The sequence below is a fragment of the Kitasatospora sp. MAP12-44 genome (assembly GCF_029892095.1).
Classification (GTDB): Bacteria; Actinomycetota; Actinomycetes; order Streptomycetales; family Streptomycetaceae; genus Kitasatospora.
Window position 1 is genome coordinate 837,950 of sequence record NZ_JARZAE010000004.1, and the last position, 14,876, is coordinate 852,825.

At 73.2% G+C, this 14,876-nt stretch carries 9 protein-coding genes; all 9 read left to right on the top strand.

Annotation, left to right across the window (positions count from 1 at the left end):
• The first annotated feature begins 15 nt into the window (after nt 1-15).
• The 9 genes from P3T34_RS04690 to P3T34_RS04730 all read left to right on the top strand — a co-directional run bounded on the left by P3T34_RS04690 (nt 16) and on the right by P3T34_RS04730 (nt 14,830).
• On the top strand, nt 16-2,367 hold the full coding sequence (locus P3T34_RS04690) for a TOMM precursor leader peptide-binding protein (RefSeq protein WP_280664695.1): 2,352 nt from the start codon (nt 16-18) through the stop codon (nt 2,365-2,367).
• Between the two features lie 136 nt (nt 2,368-2,503).
• On the top strand, nt 2,504-4,330 hold the full coding sequence (locus P3T34_RS04695; protein ID WP_280671830.1) for a TOMM precursor leader peptide-binding protein: 1,827 nt from the start codon (nt 2,504-2,506) through the stop codon (nt 4,328-4,330).
• A 68-nt stretch (nt 4,331-4,398) separates the two neighbouring features.
• Entirely contained in the window at nt 4,399-6,144 is a 1,746-nt protein-coding gene (locus P3T34_RS04700) for a nitroreductase family protein (protein WP_280664696.1), read from the top strand.
• Entirely contained in the window at nt 6,134-8,875 is a 2,742-nt protein-coding gene (locus P3T34_RS04705) for a lantibiotic dehydratase (protein WP_280664697.1), read from the top strand. Before P3T34_RS04700 ends, P3T34_RS04705 begins: the two co-directional genes overlap by 11 nt.
• Entirely contained in the window at nt 8,868-9,935 is a 1,068-nt protein-coding gene (locus P3T34_RS04710) for a lantibiotic dehydratase C-terminal domain-containing protein (RefSeq protein ID WP_280664698.1), read from the top strand. The genes P3T34_RS04705 and P3T34_RS04710 overlap by 8 nt, the downstream gene beginning before the upstream one ends.
• Nucleotides 9,932-11,224, top strand: a complete 1,293-nt coding sequence (locus P3T34_RS04715; RefSeq protein ID WP_280664699.1) for a peptidase M50 — start codon at nt 9,932-9,934, stop codon at nt 11,222-11,224. Before P3T34_RS04710 ends, P3T34_RS04715 begins: the two co-directional genes overlap by 4 nt.
• Nucleotides 11,221-12,192, top strand: coding sequence for an ABC transporter ATP-binding protein (locus P3T34_RS04720; protein WP_280664700.1), 972 nt, complete (start codon nt 11,221-11,223; stop codon nt 12,190-12,192). Before P3T34_RS04715 ends, P3T34_RS04720 begins: the two co-directional genes overlap by 4 nt.
• Nucleotides 12,189-12,941 carry an ABC transporter permease gene (locus tag P3T34_RS04725; RefSeq protein ID WP_280664701.1) on the top strand — a complete coding sequence of 251 codons (753 nt, stop codon included), beginning with the start codon at nt 12,189-12,191 and terminating at the stop codon, nt 12,939-12,941. Before P3T34_RS04720 ends, P3T34_RS04725 begins: the two co-directional genes overlap by 4 nt.
• On the top strand, nt 12,938-14,830 hold the full coding sequence (locus P3T34_RS04730; RefSeq protein WP_280664702.1) for a TOMM precursor leader peptide-binding protein: 1,893 nt from the start codon (nt 12,938-12,940) through the stop codon (nt 14,828-14,830). The genes P3T34_RS04725 and P3T34_RS04730 overlap by 4 nt, the downstream gene beginning before the upstream one ends.
• Nucleotides 14,831-14,876: the final 46 nt, after the last annotated feature.

Genomic DNA, 14,876 nt, shown 5'->3' on the forward strand with positions numbered 1-14,876 from the left:
GAGGTAGTGAGGGAAATGGCCGCGTACCAGGAGCTCGCCCAGAACCGTGAGGCCGCGCAGAGCCGTGAGGCAGCACAGACCGGTGAAGCAGCGCAGACCGGTGAGATCATGCAGACCCGTCCGCGGATCCGGCGTGACGTGCTGTTCACCCGGACACCGACCGGGGTGCTGTTCCACAACGCCCACGGCGGGTTCAACCTCACGACCAAGGACGCATACCGGTTCGCCTCGCTGATCGTGCCGCACCTCAACGGGCAGCACAGCGTCGAGGAGATCTGCCAGGGGCTCGGCGCCTCGCAGCAGGCGATGGTCGTCGAGCTCGTCCGCGCCCTCTACAAGCGGGAGTTCGCCCGCGATGCCGGGCCGGCGACGGCGGTGGAGTTGCCGCCCGAGGTCGCGGAGCGCTTCGCGCCGCAGATCGACTACGTCGACCACTATGTGGGAGACGCGCTCAGACGCTTCGGGCAGTACCGCGAGACCCGGGTGGCCGTGCTGGGGGACGACCTGCTCGCGCGCTGGTGCGTGCTGAGCCTGGTGCGCAACGGCTGCGCCGACGTCGGCGTGCTCGCGGGGGTGGACCGGACCGGAAACGACTTCGGCGAGGTCGAGGCCGAGGTGCGTTCGCTGGTCGAGTCCGGCTGCCCGGTATCGCTCAGTCGGATCGGCGGCACCGGGCCGGACGCCGGCGAGGCCGGGCTGGACTGGGCGGATCTGGACGGCTTCGACCTGGTCGTGGTGACCAGCGGCGGCGCAGGACCGCGCCAGGTCGTCCGGCTGCTGGAGTCCGGGATCCCCGCCGGACGGCGGCTGCTGCCGGCCTGGCTGCTCGGCGATCGCGCGGTGGTCGGCCCGCTGATGTCGCCGGACACCGACGGCTGCTGGGTCTGCGCCGCGCTGCGGCTGGGGGCCAACACCGAGCCCGGCCCGGTTGCCGAGCTGTGGAGCAGCGTCGCGCCGCTCGCACCGCTGAGCCCCGGCGACCGGCGGCTGAGCCGTCCGCTCGCCGCGATGCTCGGCAACCTGCTGGGGTACGAGGTCTTCCGGCTCACCACGGGGGCGCTGCCCGCCGAGACCGACGGTCAGTTGATCATCCAGGACCTGGACTCGCTGGATGTCGTCACCGAGCCGCTGCTCCCGCACCCCTGCTGCCCGCGCTGCGCCGAGCCCGAGGTCGCACCGGCAGCGGGGTCGGTGTCGTACGAGGAGGGGGAGGAGGAAGAGGGGGAGGACCCAGGGCGGGCAGCGCTGGCCGAACTCGACGCCCGGGCGGTGCTGGTCCGTCCGCATGCCGGGGTGTTCACCCGCTTCGCCGACGACGCGTGGAACCAGACACCGCTCAAGGTCAGCACCGTGGGCCTGGGCCTCGGACCCGGGGTGCGGCGGGAGATCTCCGCGTTCGATGTGCATCATGTGGCGGGTGCCCGGCTGCGGGCGCTGTACCGGGCAGCCGAGGTCTATGCCGAGCACGTGGTTCCACTCACTCGCCAATTCCACTGGGGCGATGCCGAGTTGACGGACGGACGATGGCCGCTGGTCGCACCGGCGGCGCTCGGCACCGCCAGCGGCACGGCCGGCACCGCAGCCGAGGTGACCGCCTGGTGCACGGCGCGCTCGCTGCTGACCGGCACCGAGGTCCTGGTGCCCGCCGCCGCGCTGCGCACCTTCGGCGCGGCCAACCGGGACCGGGCCTTCGAGGCCACCGCCGCCGGTACCGGCGCGGGGGGCACGTGGCAGGCGGCCACCGCACGCGGGCTGCGGACCGCACTGGCGTACGACGCACTGCGCGCGGCCGTCCGGGGGACGGCACCGACGGCGCTGGTCGCCCTGGACGCCCTGGATGCGTCGGACTCGCTGGACTCGCTGCAGGACGAGGCGGAACTCACCTTCCTGACCCGGTCCGCCAAGAACCTCGGCTTGGAGCTCGAACTGCTGCGACTCGGCGGCAGCGACCAGGCCCGGCACCCGCTCCCGGTGCTGCTGGCCCGTACCGTCGATCCGCTCACCGGGCTGGGCAGTTGGGCGATCGGATGCGCATTGACGATGCGTCAGGCCGCAGTCGAGGCGGTCCGCGACCTGCTCGGGCGCAGCCAGCTGGGCCGGGAGCGGGAGGTCGCCGTCGATCCGGGCGACCCGCTGCTGCTGGAGCTGGACCCGGCCGTGCTCACCATCAGCGGCGAGACCACCGACTCCGGCGCCGACTCCGGCACCGGCAGCGGCACCGGCAGCGCGCGGCACGAGGTGCTGGAGCGGCTGCGGGCAGCCGGGCGGGACGTCCTGGTGGCACCGGCCGGCGCGGCCGACCTGCGGGCGGGGCGCATCGAGGTCGTTCGGGTGCTGCTCGCGGACGGGACGCCCGGTGCTCACTGAGCCACTCCCGCGGCACCGCGCGCCGCTCGCGGCCACCGGCTTCACCGGGCCCTGGACCGACACCTGCGAAGCGCTGGCCGGGCAGCTGGCGCAGGGCCTGGCCCGGCTCGGCAGCGAGCTGCGGGCCGAGGTGTCGATGCTGGGAGCGCGCGACGAGCTCACGGTGCAAGTGCAAGACACGCCGACAGCGGCCGGCGCCGATGCCGGGGCCGGCGTGGTGCACCTCTACGGGCACCACGCGATCATCGGCCCGGATCACCCGGGCGACGGGCAGCGGGCCTGCCCGCGCTGCCTGGCCCGGCGCTGGCAGGCGGTCCGCTCCGGGTCGCTGCGCGAGGCCCTGGAGGCAGGCGGCGACACCCGCGCGGCGGGCAGCCCGCCGTGGGCCGTCCCGTTCGTCGCCGACGCCGTCGCCGCCCTGCTGGCCGCCCGCGAGGAACGCGGCGACACCGGGCAACAGCCCTTCCCCAGCGTCCAGTTACTCGATCTGGAGACACTGCGGATCAGCGGCTTCCCGCTGGTGCCGGACGCCGAGTGCCCGCGCTGCGACCGCCGCGAGGACGACAGCGCCGAGGCCGCCCGCCTGATCCTGCGCAGCAGGCCGAAGGCCGCGACGCTGGAGTTCCGGCTGCACGGGATCGAGGAGTACGAGCTGCCGTTGGCGGCGTTCGTCAACCCGGTCGCGGGGATGCTCGGGCCCTCGGTCGTCCCGGATCTGCTCTCCGCCTCCACCTCCTCCACCGTCGGCTGCTTCACCATGCGCTCGGGCAGCTATCTGCGGGAGTGCTTCTGGGGTGGCCACGACGCCAGCTACCGGACGAGCACCCGGGTCGGCCTGCTGGAGGGCCTTGAGCGCTTCGCCGGGATGCGGGCCCGGGGCCGGCGCACCACGGTGGTCGCCGCCTTCGACCGGCTCGGCGGCCGGCCGGCCGTCGACCCGCGGGTCTGCGGCCTCTACGCGGACACCTTCTACCGCGCCGAGCCCGGCATCACCCCGTTCGCGCCGGACCGCGAGATCCCCTGGGTCTGGGGGTACTCGCTGCGCGACCAGCAGCCGGTGCTGGTACCGGAGATCCTCACCTACTACCACTCCCCCGGCGGGCTGGCGAACCGGTTCGTCCAGGAGAGCTCCAACGGCTGCGCGTCCGGCGGCTGCCTGGAGGAAGCTGTCTACTTCGGGCTGATGGAGGCCGTCGAGCGCGACGCCTTCCTGCTCGCCTGGTACGGCATGCTCGACCTGCCCGAGCTGGACGCGCGCTCCAGCACCCGGCCGCAGACCCGCACGATGGTCGACCGGCTGGAGATGTACGGCTACCGCGCGCGCTTCTTCGACACCCGGATCAGCTTCCCGATCCCGGTGGTGACGGCCGTCGCGGAGCGGATCGACGGGGGTCTCGGCCGGCTCTGCTTCGGCGCCGGCGCGAGCCTGGACCCCGAGGCCGCGCTGGCGGCCGGGCTCTGCGAGATCGCCACCGACGCCGTCAACCTGCGTGGGCGTACCGTGCGCGAGGAGCGGCGGCTGCGGGCGATGGCCGAGGACTTCGACCGGATCCAGGTGCTGCACGACCACCCGCTGGTGTACGGGCTGCCGGAGATGGCCGGGTACGCCGACTTCCTGCTGGCCGAGCGCGGCCGCCCGCCGCAACCGCTGGACCGGCTGCGCGGGGCGGGTGCCATCCCCCCGGGCGACGACCTGCGGGAGGATCTGCGGCGCTGCGTCGAGGCGGTGACCGGCGCGGGCTTCGACGTGGTCGTGGTCGACCAGACCATGCCCGAGCAGCGCCAACTCGGCTTCCACACAGCCAGCGTGATCGTGCCGGGCCTGCTGCCGATCGACTTCGGCCACCGCCGCCAGCGCGCGCTCGGGATGCCCCGGCTGCGCACCGCCCCACGGGAGGCCGGCCTGCGCGAACGTGATCTGCGCGCGGAGGAGCTCAACCCGGCTCCGCATCCGTTCCCGTAACTCCGTTGACTCACAGCTCCGTTGATCCACAGCTCCGTTGACCCGTCCCTCCGGTGAAAGGACCGACCATGGGCTATGCCCACGCGTACGCGACCGCGGTGATGCGCCGGGGCAGATTCCCGATGGAACCCGCGGACTTCGTCCCCGACTGGGCGGACCGGCCCAGGAAGGGCAAGCACTTCCCCGGCGCGCCGTACTTCCCGCTGCCGGAGGGCGGTTGCCCGGCGGCGGCCACCGTGCAGCAGGGGCTGTTCGGGCCGCGCGGGGAGGGCGAGTTCACCCTGCCGCTGCTCGGCGGGATGCTCAAGGACTCCTACGGGCTGACCGGCCGCCGGCTGGCCATCCAGGCCAACTCCGATCTGGGCACGCTGCCGTTCTACACCCACGCCAACTGGTCGCGCGGCACCGCCTCGGGCGGCGGCCTCTACCCGATCGGCATCCACTGGGTGGCCGGGCCCAGCGGGCCGCTGACCCCCGGCGTCTACCACTACGCGACGCCGCACCACGCGATGCAGCGGCTGCTGGCCGGGGATGTCACGGCGGAGGTGCGGGGGGCGCTGGGCGACGACGCCACGGTGCACCAGAGCAGCGACCAATTCCTGGTGCTGGGCGTCAAGTTCTGGCAGAACGCCTTCAAGTACAACAGCTTCTCGTACCACGTCGTCACGATGGACATCGGCGCGCTTGTGCAGACCTGGCGGATCTGGGCGCGGGCGCGGGGGCTGCACCTGGGGCCCGCGCTCTGGTTCGACGAGGAGCGGCTCGGCCGGCTGCTGGGGTTGTCGTCGCAGGAGGAGGGCGTCTTCGCTGTCGTACCGCTGCGCTGGGAGGGCGGCCCCGGCTTGGGGCCTGGTACCAGCGTGGGCGCGGGCCGGGTCCGGCTGGTCGATCAGGAGCGCTCGCGCCGGGTGTTCGGTTTCGAGACCGTCCAGCGGATCCACGCGGCGACGCTGGAGGGCGCGGCCGAGCGGCCGCCGACCGCCGTCGTGGCCAAGGCGCTGACGCCGTCGCCGTCGCCGTCGCAATCGCCGTCGCCGTCGCCGTCGCAATCGCCGTCACCGTCACCGTCGCCATCGTCGTCGCCATCGTCGTCGCCATCGGCGCCGGCGGCCGGGGAGCTGGTGGCGCTGCCCCGGCCCGCGCCGCTGGCGCTCGGCGTCCGCCAGGCGCTGCGTGAACGCCGCAGCAGCTTCGGGAGGTTCACCGCCACCACGCCGATCGGCGCCGACCAGCTCGCGGCCGCGCTCGCCGCCGCGGCGGCCGGCGGCCGCCTGGACAGCGACGTGGAGAGCCCGGACGGCCCGGCGACGACCCGGCTGTATGTCTTCGTCAACCATGTCGCGGGCGTTCCCGCCGGGGTCTACGGCTACGACGCGGCGAGCGGTGCACTGCGGCTGCTGCGGGCGGGCGAGCAGGGCGGGTTCCTGCAGCGCAACTACTTCCTGGCCAACTACAACCTGGAGCAGGCCGCCGCGGTGATCGTCCCCACCGCGCCCACCGCCGCCGTCCTGGACGCCGTCGGCGACCGCGGCCTGCGGCTGGTGAACGCCGCCGTCGGCGCGGTGTCGCAGGCGCTCTACACCGCCGCGTCCGCGCTCGGTCTCGGCTGCGGCGTCGCCCTCGGTTTCGACTGCCTCTCCTACATCGAGGAGCTCGGGCTCGAAGGCGAGGGGCCCGCGCTCGACGGAGCCGCGGAGGTGCCGCTGCTGATCATGATGATCGGCCACGAGCGCCCGCAGCCTGCGGACTTCAGCTTCCTGCTAGCTGACTCTCACGATGCAGCAAACGCGGAAGGAGCCGGCGATGGGCGGTAGCGGCGGGCTGAGTCCCCGGTTCATGCTGCGGGTGGCCGCGCTGCCCATCGAGGCGGTGCACGGGCTGCGCTGCCCGGGTTCCCGGCGCTGGGCGCAGGAGCTGCTCACGGAGGAGGAGCGGCTGGCCGATCTGGGCGCCCGGCTGAGCGATCCGCTCGCCGAACTGGTCAAGGCCGCCACCGACGACCAGCAGCGCCGCCAGTTGCTCACCCTTCGGCGGCAGGTCTTCAACAACCGGCTGCCGCGCGAACTCGGCCCGGCGCGGGCGCTGGCCGACACGTTGGCCGGCACACTGACCGGCACACTGACCGACCCGCTCACCGGCCAGGCCGGCGGGCTGCTCGCGCAGTGGCTGGAGGCGCGGGTCCGACTGGACGAGCTGCGGGCGGCCGGCAGCTCGCTCTTCGCCGAGGAACTCAACGCCAGTCGAGCCGAGTTGAGGAAGCTGGCCGGACGCGACGAGCTGCATCTCGGCCTGCTGCTGGCCTCGCCGACGCTGGAGGGCAAGCTCGACGCCTTCGTCGCCGCGCCCTCCACCGCCCCGGACAAGCGTGCCCGCAAGATGGAGCGCTCGCTGCTGTCGTACCTGTACCGGACGGCCTGCAAGACCAGCCCGTTCAGCACCTTCACCACGGTGGCGCCCGGAACGTTCACCGACAGCGCCGAGTTCGACACGCGGTCGACCGGCCACCCACGGCTGAACGTGGTGGTACTGGCCCGGCTGGCCGAGCTGATCGCCGCCGATCCGGAGCGCCGCCGCGACCTGCCGGTCGCCCTCGCCTCCGGCTGGGTGCTGGACGAGGAGCGGGTCCGCTACGTCCGCCGGTCGGTGACCGCCGGCGACGACAGCGCCGCCGTGAGCTTCGACGCCGCACAGGACCGGCTCTTCTTCCTGCGGCTCAGCGACGCCCTCGAACAGATGCTGGAGCTGTTCCGCACCCGGTCGCTGATCCGCCACCGCGAGCTGTCGGCCCTGCTCAGCGGCCGGGCCGGCGCCAGCACCGAGGAGGCCGAGCACTACCTGACGGCGCTGATCGATCTTGGCATGCTCCAACTCCCGCTGCTCGCAACCGATGTGCACAGCCACGACCCGCTGAACTCCTTCCAGCGGGCGCTGCGCTCGCTGCAGTGCCCGTGGGCCGACGGGATCGCGCTGCGGCTGGCGGGCCCAGCCGCCTGCCTCACCCGCTACCCGGGCGCCGACGTGCCCACCCGCCGCGCCCTGCTGGCCTCGCTGCGCCGGGAGTTGCTGGCCCTGCAGAGCGAACTCGGCGCCGAGTCGCCCTCCCTGCCGCAGACCGTGCTGTACGAGGACGTGGTCGGCGGGCCGGTGCAACTGCCGTCCGCCTGGGTCGAACCAGCCGCCGAGTCGCTACGCTCGCTCACCCGGATCCTGCCCGCCTTCGATGTGGCGCTGGCCCAACGGCTCACCCTCAAGGGCTTCTTCCTCGTCCGCCACGGCAAGGGCGGCCGCTGCGAGGACCTGCTCCAACTGGTGCACGACTTCCACGAGGACATCTTCCACCAGTACCTCCAGTTCACCGCCACCAAGCCGGCCACCGGGCAGGACGGCGGCTACCCGGCCGAGGAGAACTGGCTGGGCATGCCGGAGGTCACCGCACTGGACCGGGCCCGCAGCGAACTCTCGACGCGGATGCGGCAGTTGTGGGCGGATCGGCCGGACAGCGCCGAGGAGCTGGTGCTGGACGAGTCGGCGGTGGCCGCCGTCGCGGCCGAACTGGCGCCGCTCGGGCGCGGGTTCGCCCCGCACAGCCACTTCGTGCAACTCGCCCGCCGCGAGGGCGAGCAGCCGGGGACAGCGCCGCTGGGCGTGCTCAACAGCTCCTACGGCGGCCTGTGCTTCCCGTTCACCCGCTTCACCCACTGCTTCGACTCCGAGCACGGCCTACCGGCCGAACTACGCTCTTCACTGGAGGAGTTGCAACCGCCGGGCGCCGTCTTCGCGGAGGTCACGGCGGGTTCGGCCACCACCAACCTCAACCTGCACACGCGGCTGACCAGGTACGAGATCTGCTGCCCGGGCGAGACCAGCACCGCCCCCGAGGAAGACCGGATCCAGCTCGACGACCTCTATGTCGAGCACGAACCGGGCGCCGACCGCCTGGTACTGCGCTCGCGGCGCCTGGAGCGGGAGGTGGTGCCGCTCTACCTCGGCTACCTGGTCCCGATGGTGCTGCCCGAGATCCCGCGTACCCTGCTGCTCTTCTCGCCCACCTCCCGGGTGACCCCGGAGGTCTGGCGCGGGGTGCCGACCGGGCCCGCCATCGACGGTGTCACCCACCGCCCCCGGGTACGACTGGGCGACCTGATCCTGCAACGCCGTTGCTGGACCGCCGGATCCGACACGCTACCGGCGGCGCTGCCCGGCGAGGACGAGTCGGAGCGCTTCCTGCGCTGGCGGCGGTGGCAGCGCGGGCACCGGTTGCCCGACCAGGTCTTCGCCCGGGTCCGCCCGCAGGCCGGGGACGGCCCGGGCGGCGGCTGGTTCGGCACGTCCAAACCGCAGTACGTCGACTTCGACAGCCCGCTGTCGCTGCTGGCCCTGGACGGGCTGATCGCGGGCCGGGCGGCCGACGTCGTCTTCGAGGAGATGCTTCCGGGCGCGGACGCGCTGTCCGTCCGCTCGGCCGGCGGCCGCCATGTCGCCGAACTGGCCCTGGAGATCACCCCGGACACAGCGCCCCCCAGCGGAGAGCGGAGCCATGACTGACACCACACCCGAGCAGGCCGCACCCGGCGACTGGACGGCCTTCCACATCTTCTACGCCGCCAGCCCGCGTCCGATGCTGCTGCAGTGCGTCCGGCCGCTGGTCGACGCCCTGACCGAGGAGGGCCTGCTCGCCGGGTACTTCTTCATCAACTACTGGCTGGAGGGCCCGCATCTGCGGCTGCGCCTGAAGCCCTGCTCTGCCGCCGCGGCCGACCAGGTGCGCGAGCGCGCCGAGCAGGCGATCGCCGAGTTCCTGCGCAGGCGACCGGCGCTGTACGAGGTCAAGGGCGGGTTCCTCGCCGAGCTCTACAACACGCTCTTCGAGCTGGAGTACCCGCAGGAGGACCGCGGCCGACTGCTGGGCCCGGACGGCCGGATGCGACTGCGGGAGAACAACACCTTCAGCATCGAGCCCTACGAACCCGAGTACGGCAAGTACGGCGGCCCGGCCGGCATCGCGCTGGCGGAGTGGCATTTCCAACGCTCCAGCGACCTGGTGATCGAGGCGGCCCGCACCATGAACGTGCACCTGCGCACGGTGGTGCTCGGGCTCGCCGCTCAGCTGATGATGGTGATGTCCGGCTGCTTCCTGCACGAGGAGGCGCAGTTGCTGGCCTTCCTGGACCGCTATCACGAGTTCTGGAACGGCGCCTTTTCGGGAACCAACTACACCGCCCAGGACGGCTACGACCGCGCCTACGGCAGCATGGACACCTCGCTGCCCCGGCGCTTCCAGGTGATCCGGGCCACCGTCGGCGAGGGCGCCACGGACCGGCTGCCGAGCTTCCTGCGGGACTGGGCCATGCACTGCCTGCAGCTGCGCGAACGCGTGCTGGAGCTCACCGAACGCGGCGAGCTGGTGTTCCGCTCCTGGGACGGCACCCGCGACCTGCCGGTCACCGACCCGGCGCAGGCACTGCCGATGCTGCTCTCGCCCTATCTGCACATGACCAACAACCGGCTGTCGGTGACGGTTCGCGACGAGGCGTACCTCTCGTATGTACTGGCTCGCGCGCTGCGCTCGCCGCAGCCGAACTCCCAGACCGCGGCAGCGCCGTGAGCGATACCGGAGTGCTCGGCCACCGGCCCCGGATCCGCCCCGAGATCCGGATCAGCCGGGCGCTGCTGCGCGGCGCCGTCCCGATCCATCTGCTCAAGGACCCGGTCAGCGGGCGCCGCCTCGAGGTCGGGGTCAAGGAGCACTTCATCATCGCCCGGCTGGACGGCAGCCGGACGCTGGACGAGATCGGCGAGCTGTACGCCCGCGAGTTCCGGGTCCGGCTGGGCGAGGCGCAGTGGCAGCAGATGCTGCGGCTGCTGTACGCGCGGGGCCTGCTCGCGGGCGGCGGTCCGGCAGAGCCCGCGCCGGCCCCGGCGACACGCTCAACGGGCAGCCCGTCCAGCCTGCTCAGCGGCCGGGTGCGGCTGGTCGCCGACGCGCCCGCGCTGGTGGACCGTCTGCACCAGGCGATCGGCTTCGCCCGCCGGGCGGGGTTCCTGGTGCCGCTGCTGGCCCTGGTGGCCGCGCTGCTGGTGGCGCTGGTCGTACAACTCGGCGAGCTCGTCCGGGAGACCGACCGCCTCTTCCACCAGCCGGTGGCGCTGGCGGCGGCCGGGGCGGTGCTCTGGGTGAGCCTGGGACTGCACGAGCTGGCGCACGGGCTGGTCGGCCGCGCGTTCGGCGGACGGACCACCGAGATCGGCCTGCGCTGGCGGCTGCTGACGACCTACCTCTACTGCGAGGTGGAGGACGTCCAGTTCTTCGCGCGCCGCCGCGAGCAGATCGCCACCGCGGGTGCGGGCGTGCTGATGAACCTGGTCTTCCTGCTGCCCTGCTACCCGGTCTGGGCACTGCTGCCGGCGCATGCGCAGGCCCGGCCGTTCTGCGCGGGGCTGCTGCTGCTCGGCACCCTGCTGGCCCTGGCCAACCTGCTGCCGCTGCCCCCACTGGACGGCTACAAGATGCTCGGGCACGCCGTCGGCAGCGTCCAACTGGCCACCGACAGCCGTCGGTTCGCCGCCCGGCTGGCCCGCGTGGCGGTCCGCCGCGACACCGGCGCGCTGAGCGACTACCCCGTCCGGCTGCGTGTGGTGTACGGCGGCTACGCGCTCGGCTGCGCCGCCCTGGCCGGGGCCGCGCTCGCCGCCACCGGCCCGCTCTGCCGCCGGTTGCTACCCGCCGCCGAGTCCCAGCTGGCCGGCTACGCACCCGCATTGACGGCCGGGGCGGCGCTGGCGCTGTGGGCCGTCGGCCTGGTCGCCAAGGCCCGCCGCACGCCCGACACCACGCCCGGCACCACATCCCGAACGCACAACCGCACCAGCAACAGCAACGGAGAGCACGGATGAGTCCAGCTGGAACCAGGTCGGGCCCCGCCGTGGTGCTCGACGGCGTGGCCAAACGCTACGGGGAGGTCCAGGCGCTGGACCGGGTGTCGCTGACGGTCGAGCAAGGCGAGTTCTTCGGCGTGCTCGGCCCCAACGGCGCCGGGAAGACCACCCTGGTGGAGATCATGGTCGGGATGCGCCAGGCGGACACCGGCACGGTCGCCGTGCTGGGCGAGCGCCCGTCGCCGCGCAACACCGCGCTGCTGCGGCGTCTGGGAGTGCAGACCCAGACCTCGGCCTTCTTCACCCGGCTGACCGCCGCCGAGCACCTGGAGACCGTCGCCGCCCTCTACGGCCTGGACCGGGCCGCCGCCCGGCGCGCCCTGGAGCTGGTGGACCTGGTGGACAAGGGCCGCAGCCGGGTCGACAACCTGTCGGGAGGCCAGCGCCAACGGCTCGCGCTGGCGACGGCACTCGTCCACGAGCCCGACCTGATCTTCCTCGACGAGCCGACCGCCGCCCTCGACCCGCAGGCCCGGCGCTCGCTCTGGGGCGTGCTGCGCTCGCTGCGCGGCGAGGGCCGCACCATCGTCTACACCACCCACCACCTGGACGAGGCCGAGGCGCTCTGCGACCGGGTCGCCATCGTGACGCGCGGCTCGGTGGCCGCACTGGACACTCCCGGCAACCTGATCCGGGCGCTGGGCGCCCCGGCCCGGCTCTTCATCCCGGCCGACCGGCTTTCCGTCGAGGACGCTCGGGGCATCGAGGGGGTGGACCAAGTAACGGTCGAAGGCGGCGAGTTGGTGATCGAGACCCAGTCGGCCAACCGGGTGCTGATCAGCGCGGGCGCGCTGGTCGGCATGGACGTGATCCAGACCCGCACCGCGACCCTGGAGGACGCCTACCTGCGCCTCACGACCGAGAGCGCCGGGACCACCCAAGACGCTCGGACCACCGCAACGACCGCATCGGAGCACCGCTCGTGAGCGCCTACGCCGCGATGACCAAGGCCACCTACCTGGCGTACGTCCGGGACCGGACCTCGGTCTTCTTCACCTTCGCCTTCCCGCTGCTCTTCCTGGTCGTCTTCGGGCTGATCTTCCACGGCCAGTCGGTCAACGGCGGCCTGGCCTACATCAACTACATCGCCCCCGGCGTGCTGGCCTGGGGCATCGGCAACGCGGCGCTGTTCGGTGTCGCGTTCACCCTGATGCACTGGCGCCGGGACGACCTGCTGCGGCTGATCTGGCGCACCCCGACCCCGCTGCCCTCGGTGCTCGCCTCGCGCTACGCGGTCGCGCTGGGCACCGGCATCGTCCAGGCCCTGCTGTTCACCGCGGTGGCCCTGCTGCCGGTCTTCGGCCTGCACGTCTCCTCCTCCTGGCCGCTGGCGCTGCCGGTGCTGCTGCTCGGCGTCACGGCGTTCACCGCGATCGGCCTGGTGGTGGGCGGCCTGGCGAACACGCCGGAGGCGGTGGCGGCGATCGCCAACTGCGTGATGGTCCCGATGGCCTTCCTCTCCGGCGCGTTCTACCCCATCGACCTGATGCCGGGCTGGTTGCAGACCTTCTCCCGGGTGCTGCCGCTGCGCTGGTTCGACGACGGCCTCACCGATGCCCTCGGCGGACGCGGCGGCCTCGGCGGTCCGGCGCTGGCCTGCCTGGCACTGGCCGTGTTCGCCGCGCTGTTCGGGCTGCTGGCCGCCAAGTCCTTCCGCTGGAGCAACCGGTCATGACCCTGGTGGCATTGGATCCGCTGCCCCTGGCGGCGGCGCGGGAGTTGTTGGAGCGCCGGCTCACGGAGCGGGCAGGCGGCGCCGGACCGCAGGTCGTGGCGCTCGGGGACGTCGATGTGCTGGGCGGCGCGGGGACGCTGCTGCGGGCCCGGGCCACCGTCCATCTGACCGCGCAGGCCGTGCTGGTGGGACCGTGGGGAGGCGCGCCGGGCGCGGCGGCCTGCGGCAACTGCCTGGCGATGCGCTGGCAGCGACTGCGCAGCCGCACCGAGCGGGAGGCGCTGGAGACCGGGCTGGCGATGACGGCGGTGGACGGCGGCTGGCCGGTGGTCACCGACTTCGCGGTGGACGCGCTCTGGTCGCTGCACCAACTGCTCGGCGGGGCGCGGTCGGTGACGGCGCAGGTCTCCCGGCTGGACCTGGAGAGCCTGCAGGTCCGGACGTTCCCGCTGCTCCCCGAACCGCTCTGCCCGCACTGCGCGGCACCGACCGGCGAACAGCCCGAGCAGCCCGTGCTGCCGCTCGTCGCGCGCCCCAAGCCGGCGCCGAACACCTACCGCCTGCGCACCCCGGAGTCGTACGCGCTGCCCGCCGAGGCACTGGCCAACCCGGTCTGCGGAGTGCTCGGGGCGGGCACCTGGTCGGACGTCACCTCGCCGACCACCGCGCCGGTGGCCGGCAGCGTCTTCATGCGCGGCTACGCCGGACTGACCGACGTGACCTGGAGCGGCCAGGCCAATGCCTTCCGGCGCAGTCGCGAACTCGCCTTCCTGGAGGGCTTGGAGCGCTACGCGGGCACCCACCGCCGCAGCACCGAACCGCTGGTGGTGGATTCGTACCGCAACCTGGCCGGCGGCGCGGTGGACCCGCGCGACTGCGGCCTGTACGAGCCGCGGACCTACCGCGAGGACCCGATGCTCAGCCCGTTCGACCCGGACCGGGCCATCCCGTGGGTGCGCGGCTGGTCACTGCGCGACGAGCGCCCGCTCCTGGTGCCGGCCCGACTCTGCTACTACAGCGCCGGGTTGGCGGCCGACAACTTCGTCTTCGAGTGCTCCAACGGCTGCGCCATCGGCAGCTGCCTGGAGGAGGCGATCCTGTTCGGCCTGCTGGAGCTGATCGAGCGCGACTCGTTCCTGCTCGGCTGGTACGGCGGGCTGCGGCTGACCGAGATCGACCTCGCCTCGTGCACCGCGCCCGCGCTGCAGGCGATGGTCGACCGGGCGGCCCTGCAAGGCTACGACGTGCACGCCTTCGACAACCGGGTGGACCTGGCGATCCCGGTGGTCACCGGCCTCGCGGTGCGCCGTGACGGCGGCCCGGGGACGCTGGCCTTCGCGGCCGGCGCCGGCTTCGACCCGGAGAGCGCGGTGGAGTCGGCGGTCTCGGAGATCCTCACCTATCTCCCGCACCTGCCCCGGCAGGTGAGCGAGCGGCCGTCTGAACTCGCCGCGATGGCCGAGGACTTCGACCTGGTGCGCCGACTGCCCGACCACGCCGCGCTGTTCGGCCTGCCGGAGATGGCACGGCATGCCGAGGACTACCTGCGGCCCGCCGCGGTGCGCCCGTTGGACGAGCTCTACGCGGGCTGGCTGAAGGAGCGACCGCAGTCCTGCGATCTGCTGGATGATCTGCGGTACTGCCGCGACGAGTTGGTCCGGGCCGGCTTCGACGTGGTGGTGGTCGACCAGACGTCCCCGGAGCAACGGCGGCTGGGCCTGCGGACGGTGTGCACCCTGGTGCCGGGCCTGCTGCCGATCGACTTCGGCTGGTCGCGCCAACGGGCCCTGGGGATGCCGCGGTTGCGCACGGCCCCGCGGCGCGGCGGCCTGCGGGCGACGGACCTGGCGGAGCGGGAGCTGCGGCGGGTGCCGCACCCGTTCCCGTGACCACGCACTGCGGCGGGCTCCCGCAGGAGTCCGCCGCAGTGCGCGA

Coding starts and splice junctions, on each gene's coding strand:
- P3T34_RS04700 (WP_280664696.1), top strand. CDS start 4,399: ATGGGCTATGCCCACGCGTACGCGACCGCGGTGATGCGCCGGGGCAGA.
- P3T34_RS04695 (WP_280671830.1), top strand. CDS start 2,504: ATGCTGGGAGCGCGCGACGAGCTCACGGTGCAAGTGCAAGACACGCCG.
- P3T34_RS04690 (WP_280664695.1), top strand. CDS start 16: ATGGCCGCGTACCAGGAGCTCGCCCAGAACCGTGAGGCCGCGCAGAGC.
- P3T34_RS04730 (WP_280664702.1), top strand. CDS start 12,938: ATGACCCTGGTGGCATTGGATCCGCTGCCCCTGGCGGCGGCGCGGGAG.
- P3T34_RS04705 (WP_280664697.1), top strand. CDS start 6,134: ATGGGCGGTAGCGGCGGGCTGAGTCCCCGGTTCATGCTGCGGGTGGCC.
- P3T34_RS04720 (WP_280664700.1), top strand. CDS start 11,221: ATGAGTCCAGCTGGAACCAGGTCGGGCCCCGCCGTGGTGCTCGACGGC.
- P3T34_RS04710 (WP_280664698.1), top strand. CDS start 8,868: ATGACTGACACCACACCCGAGCAGGCCGCACCCGGCGACTGGACGGCC.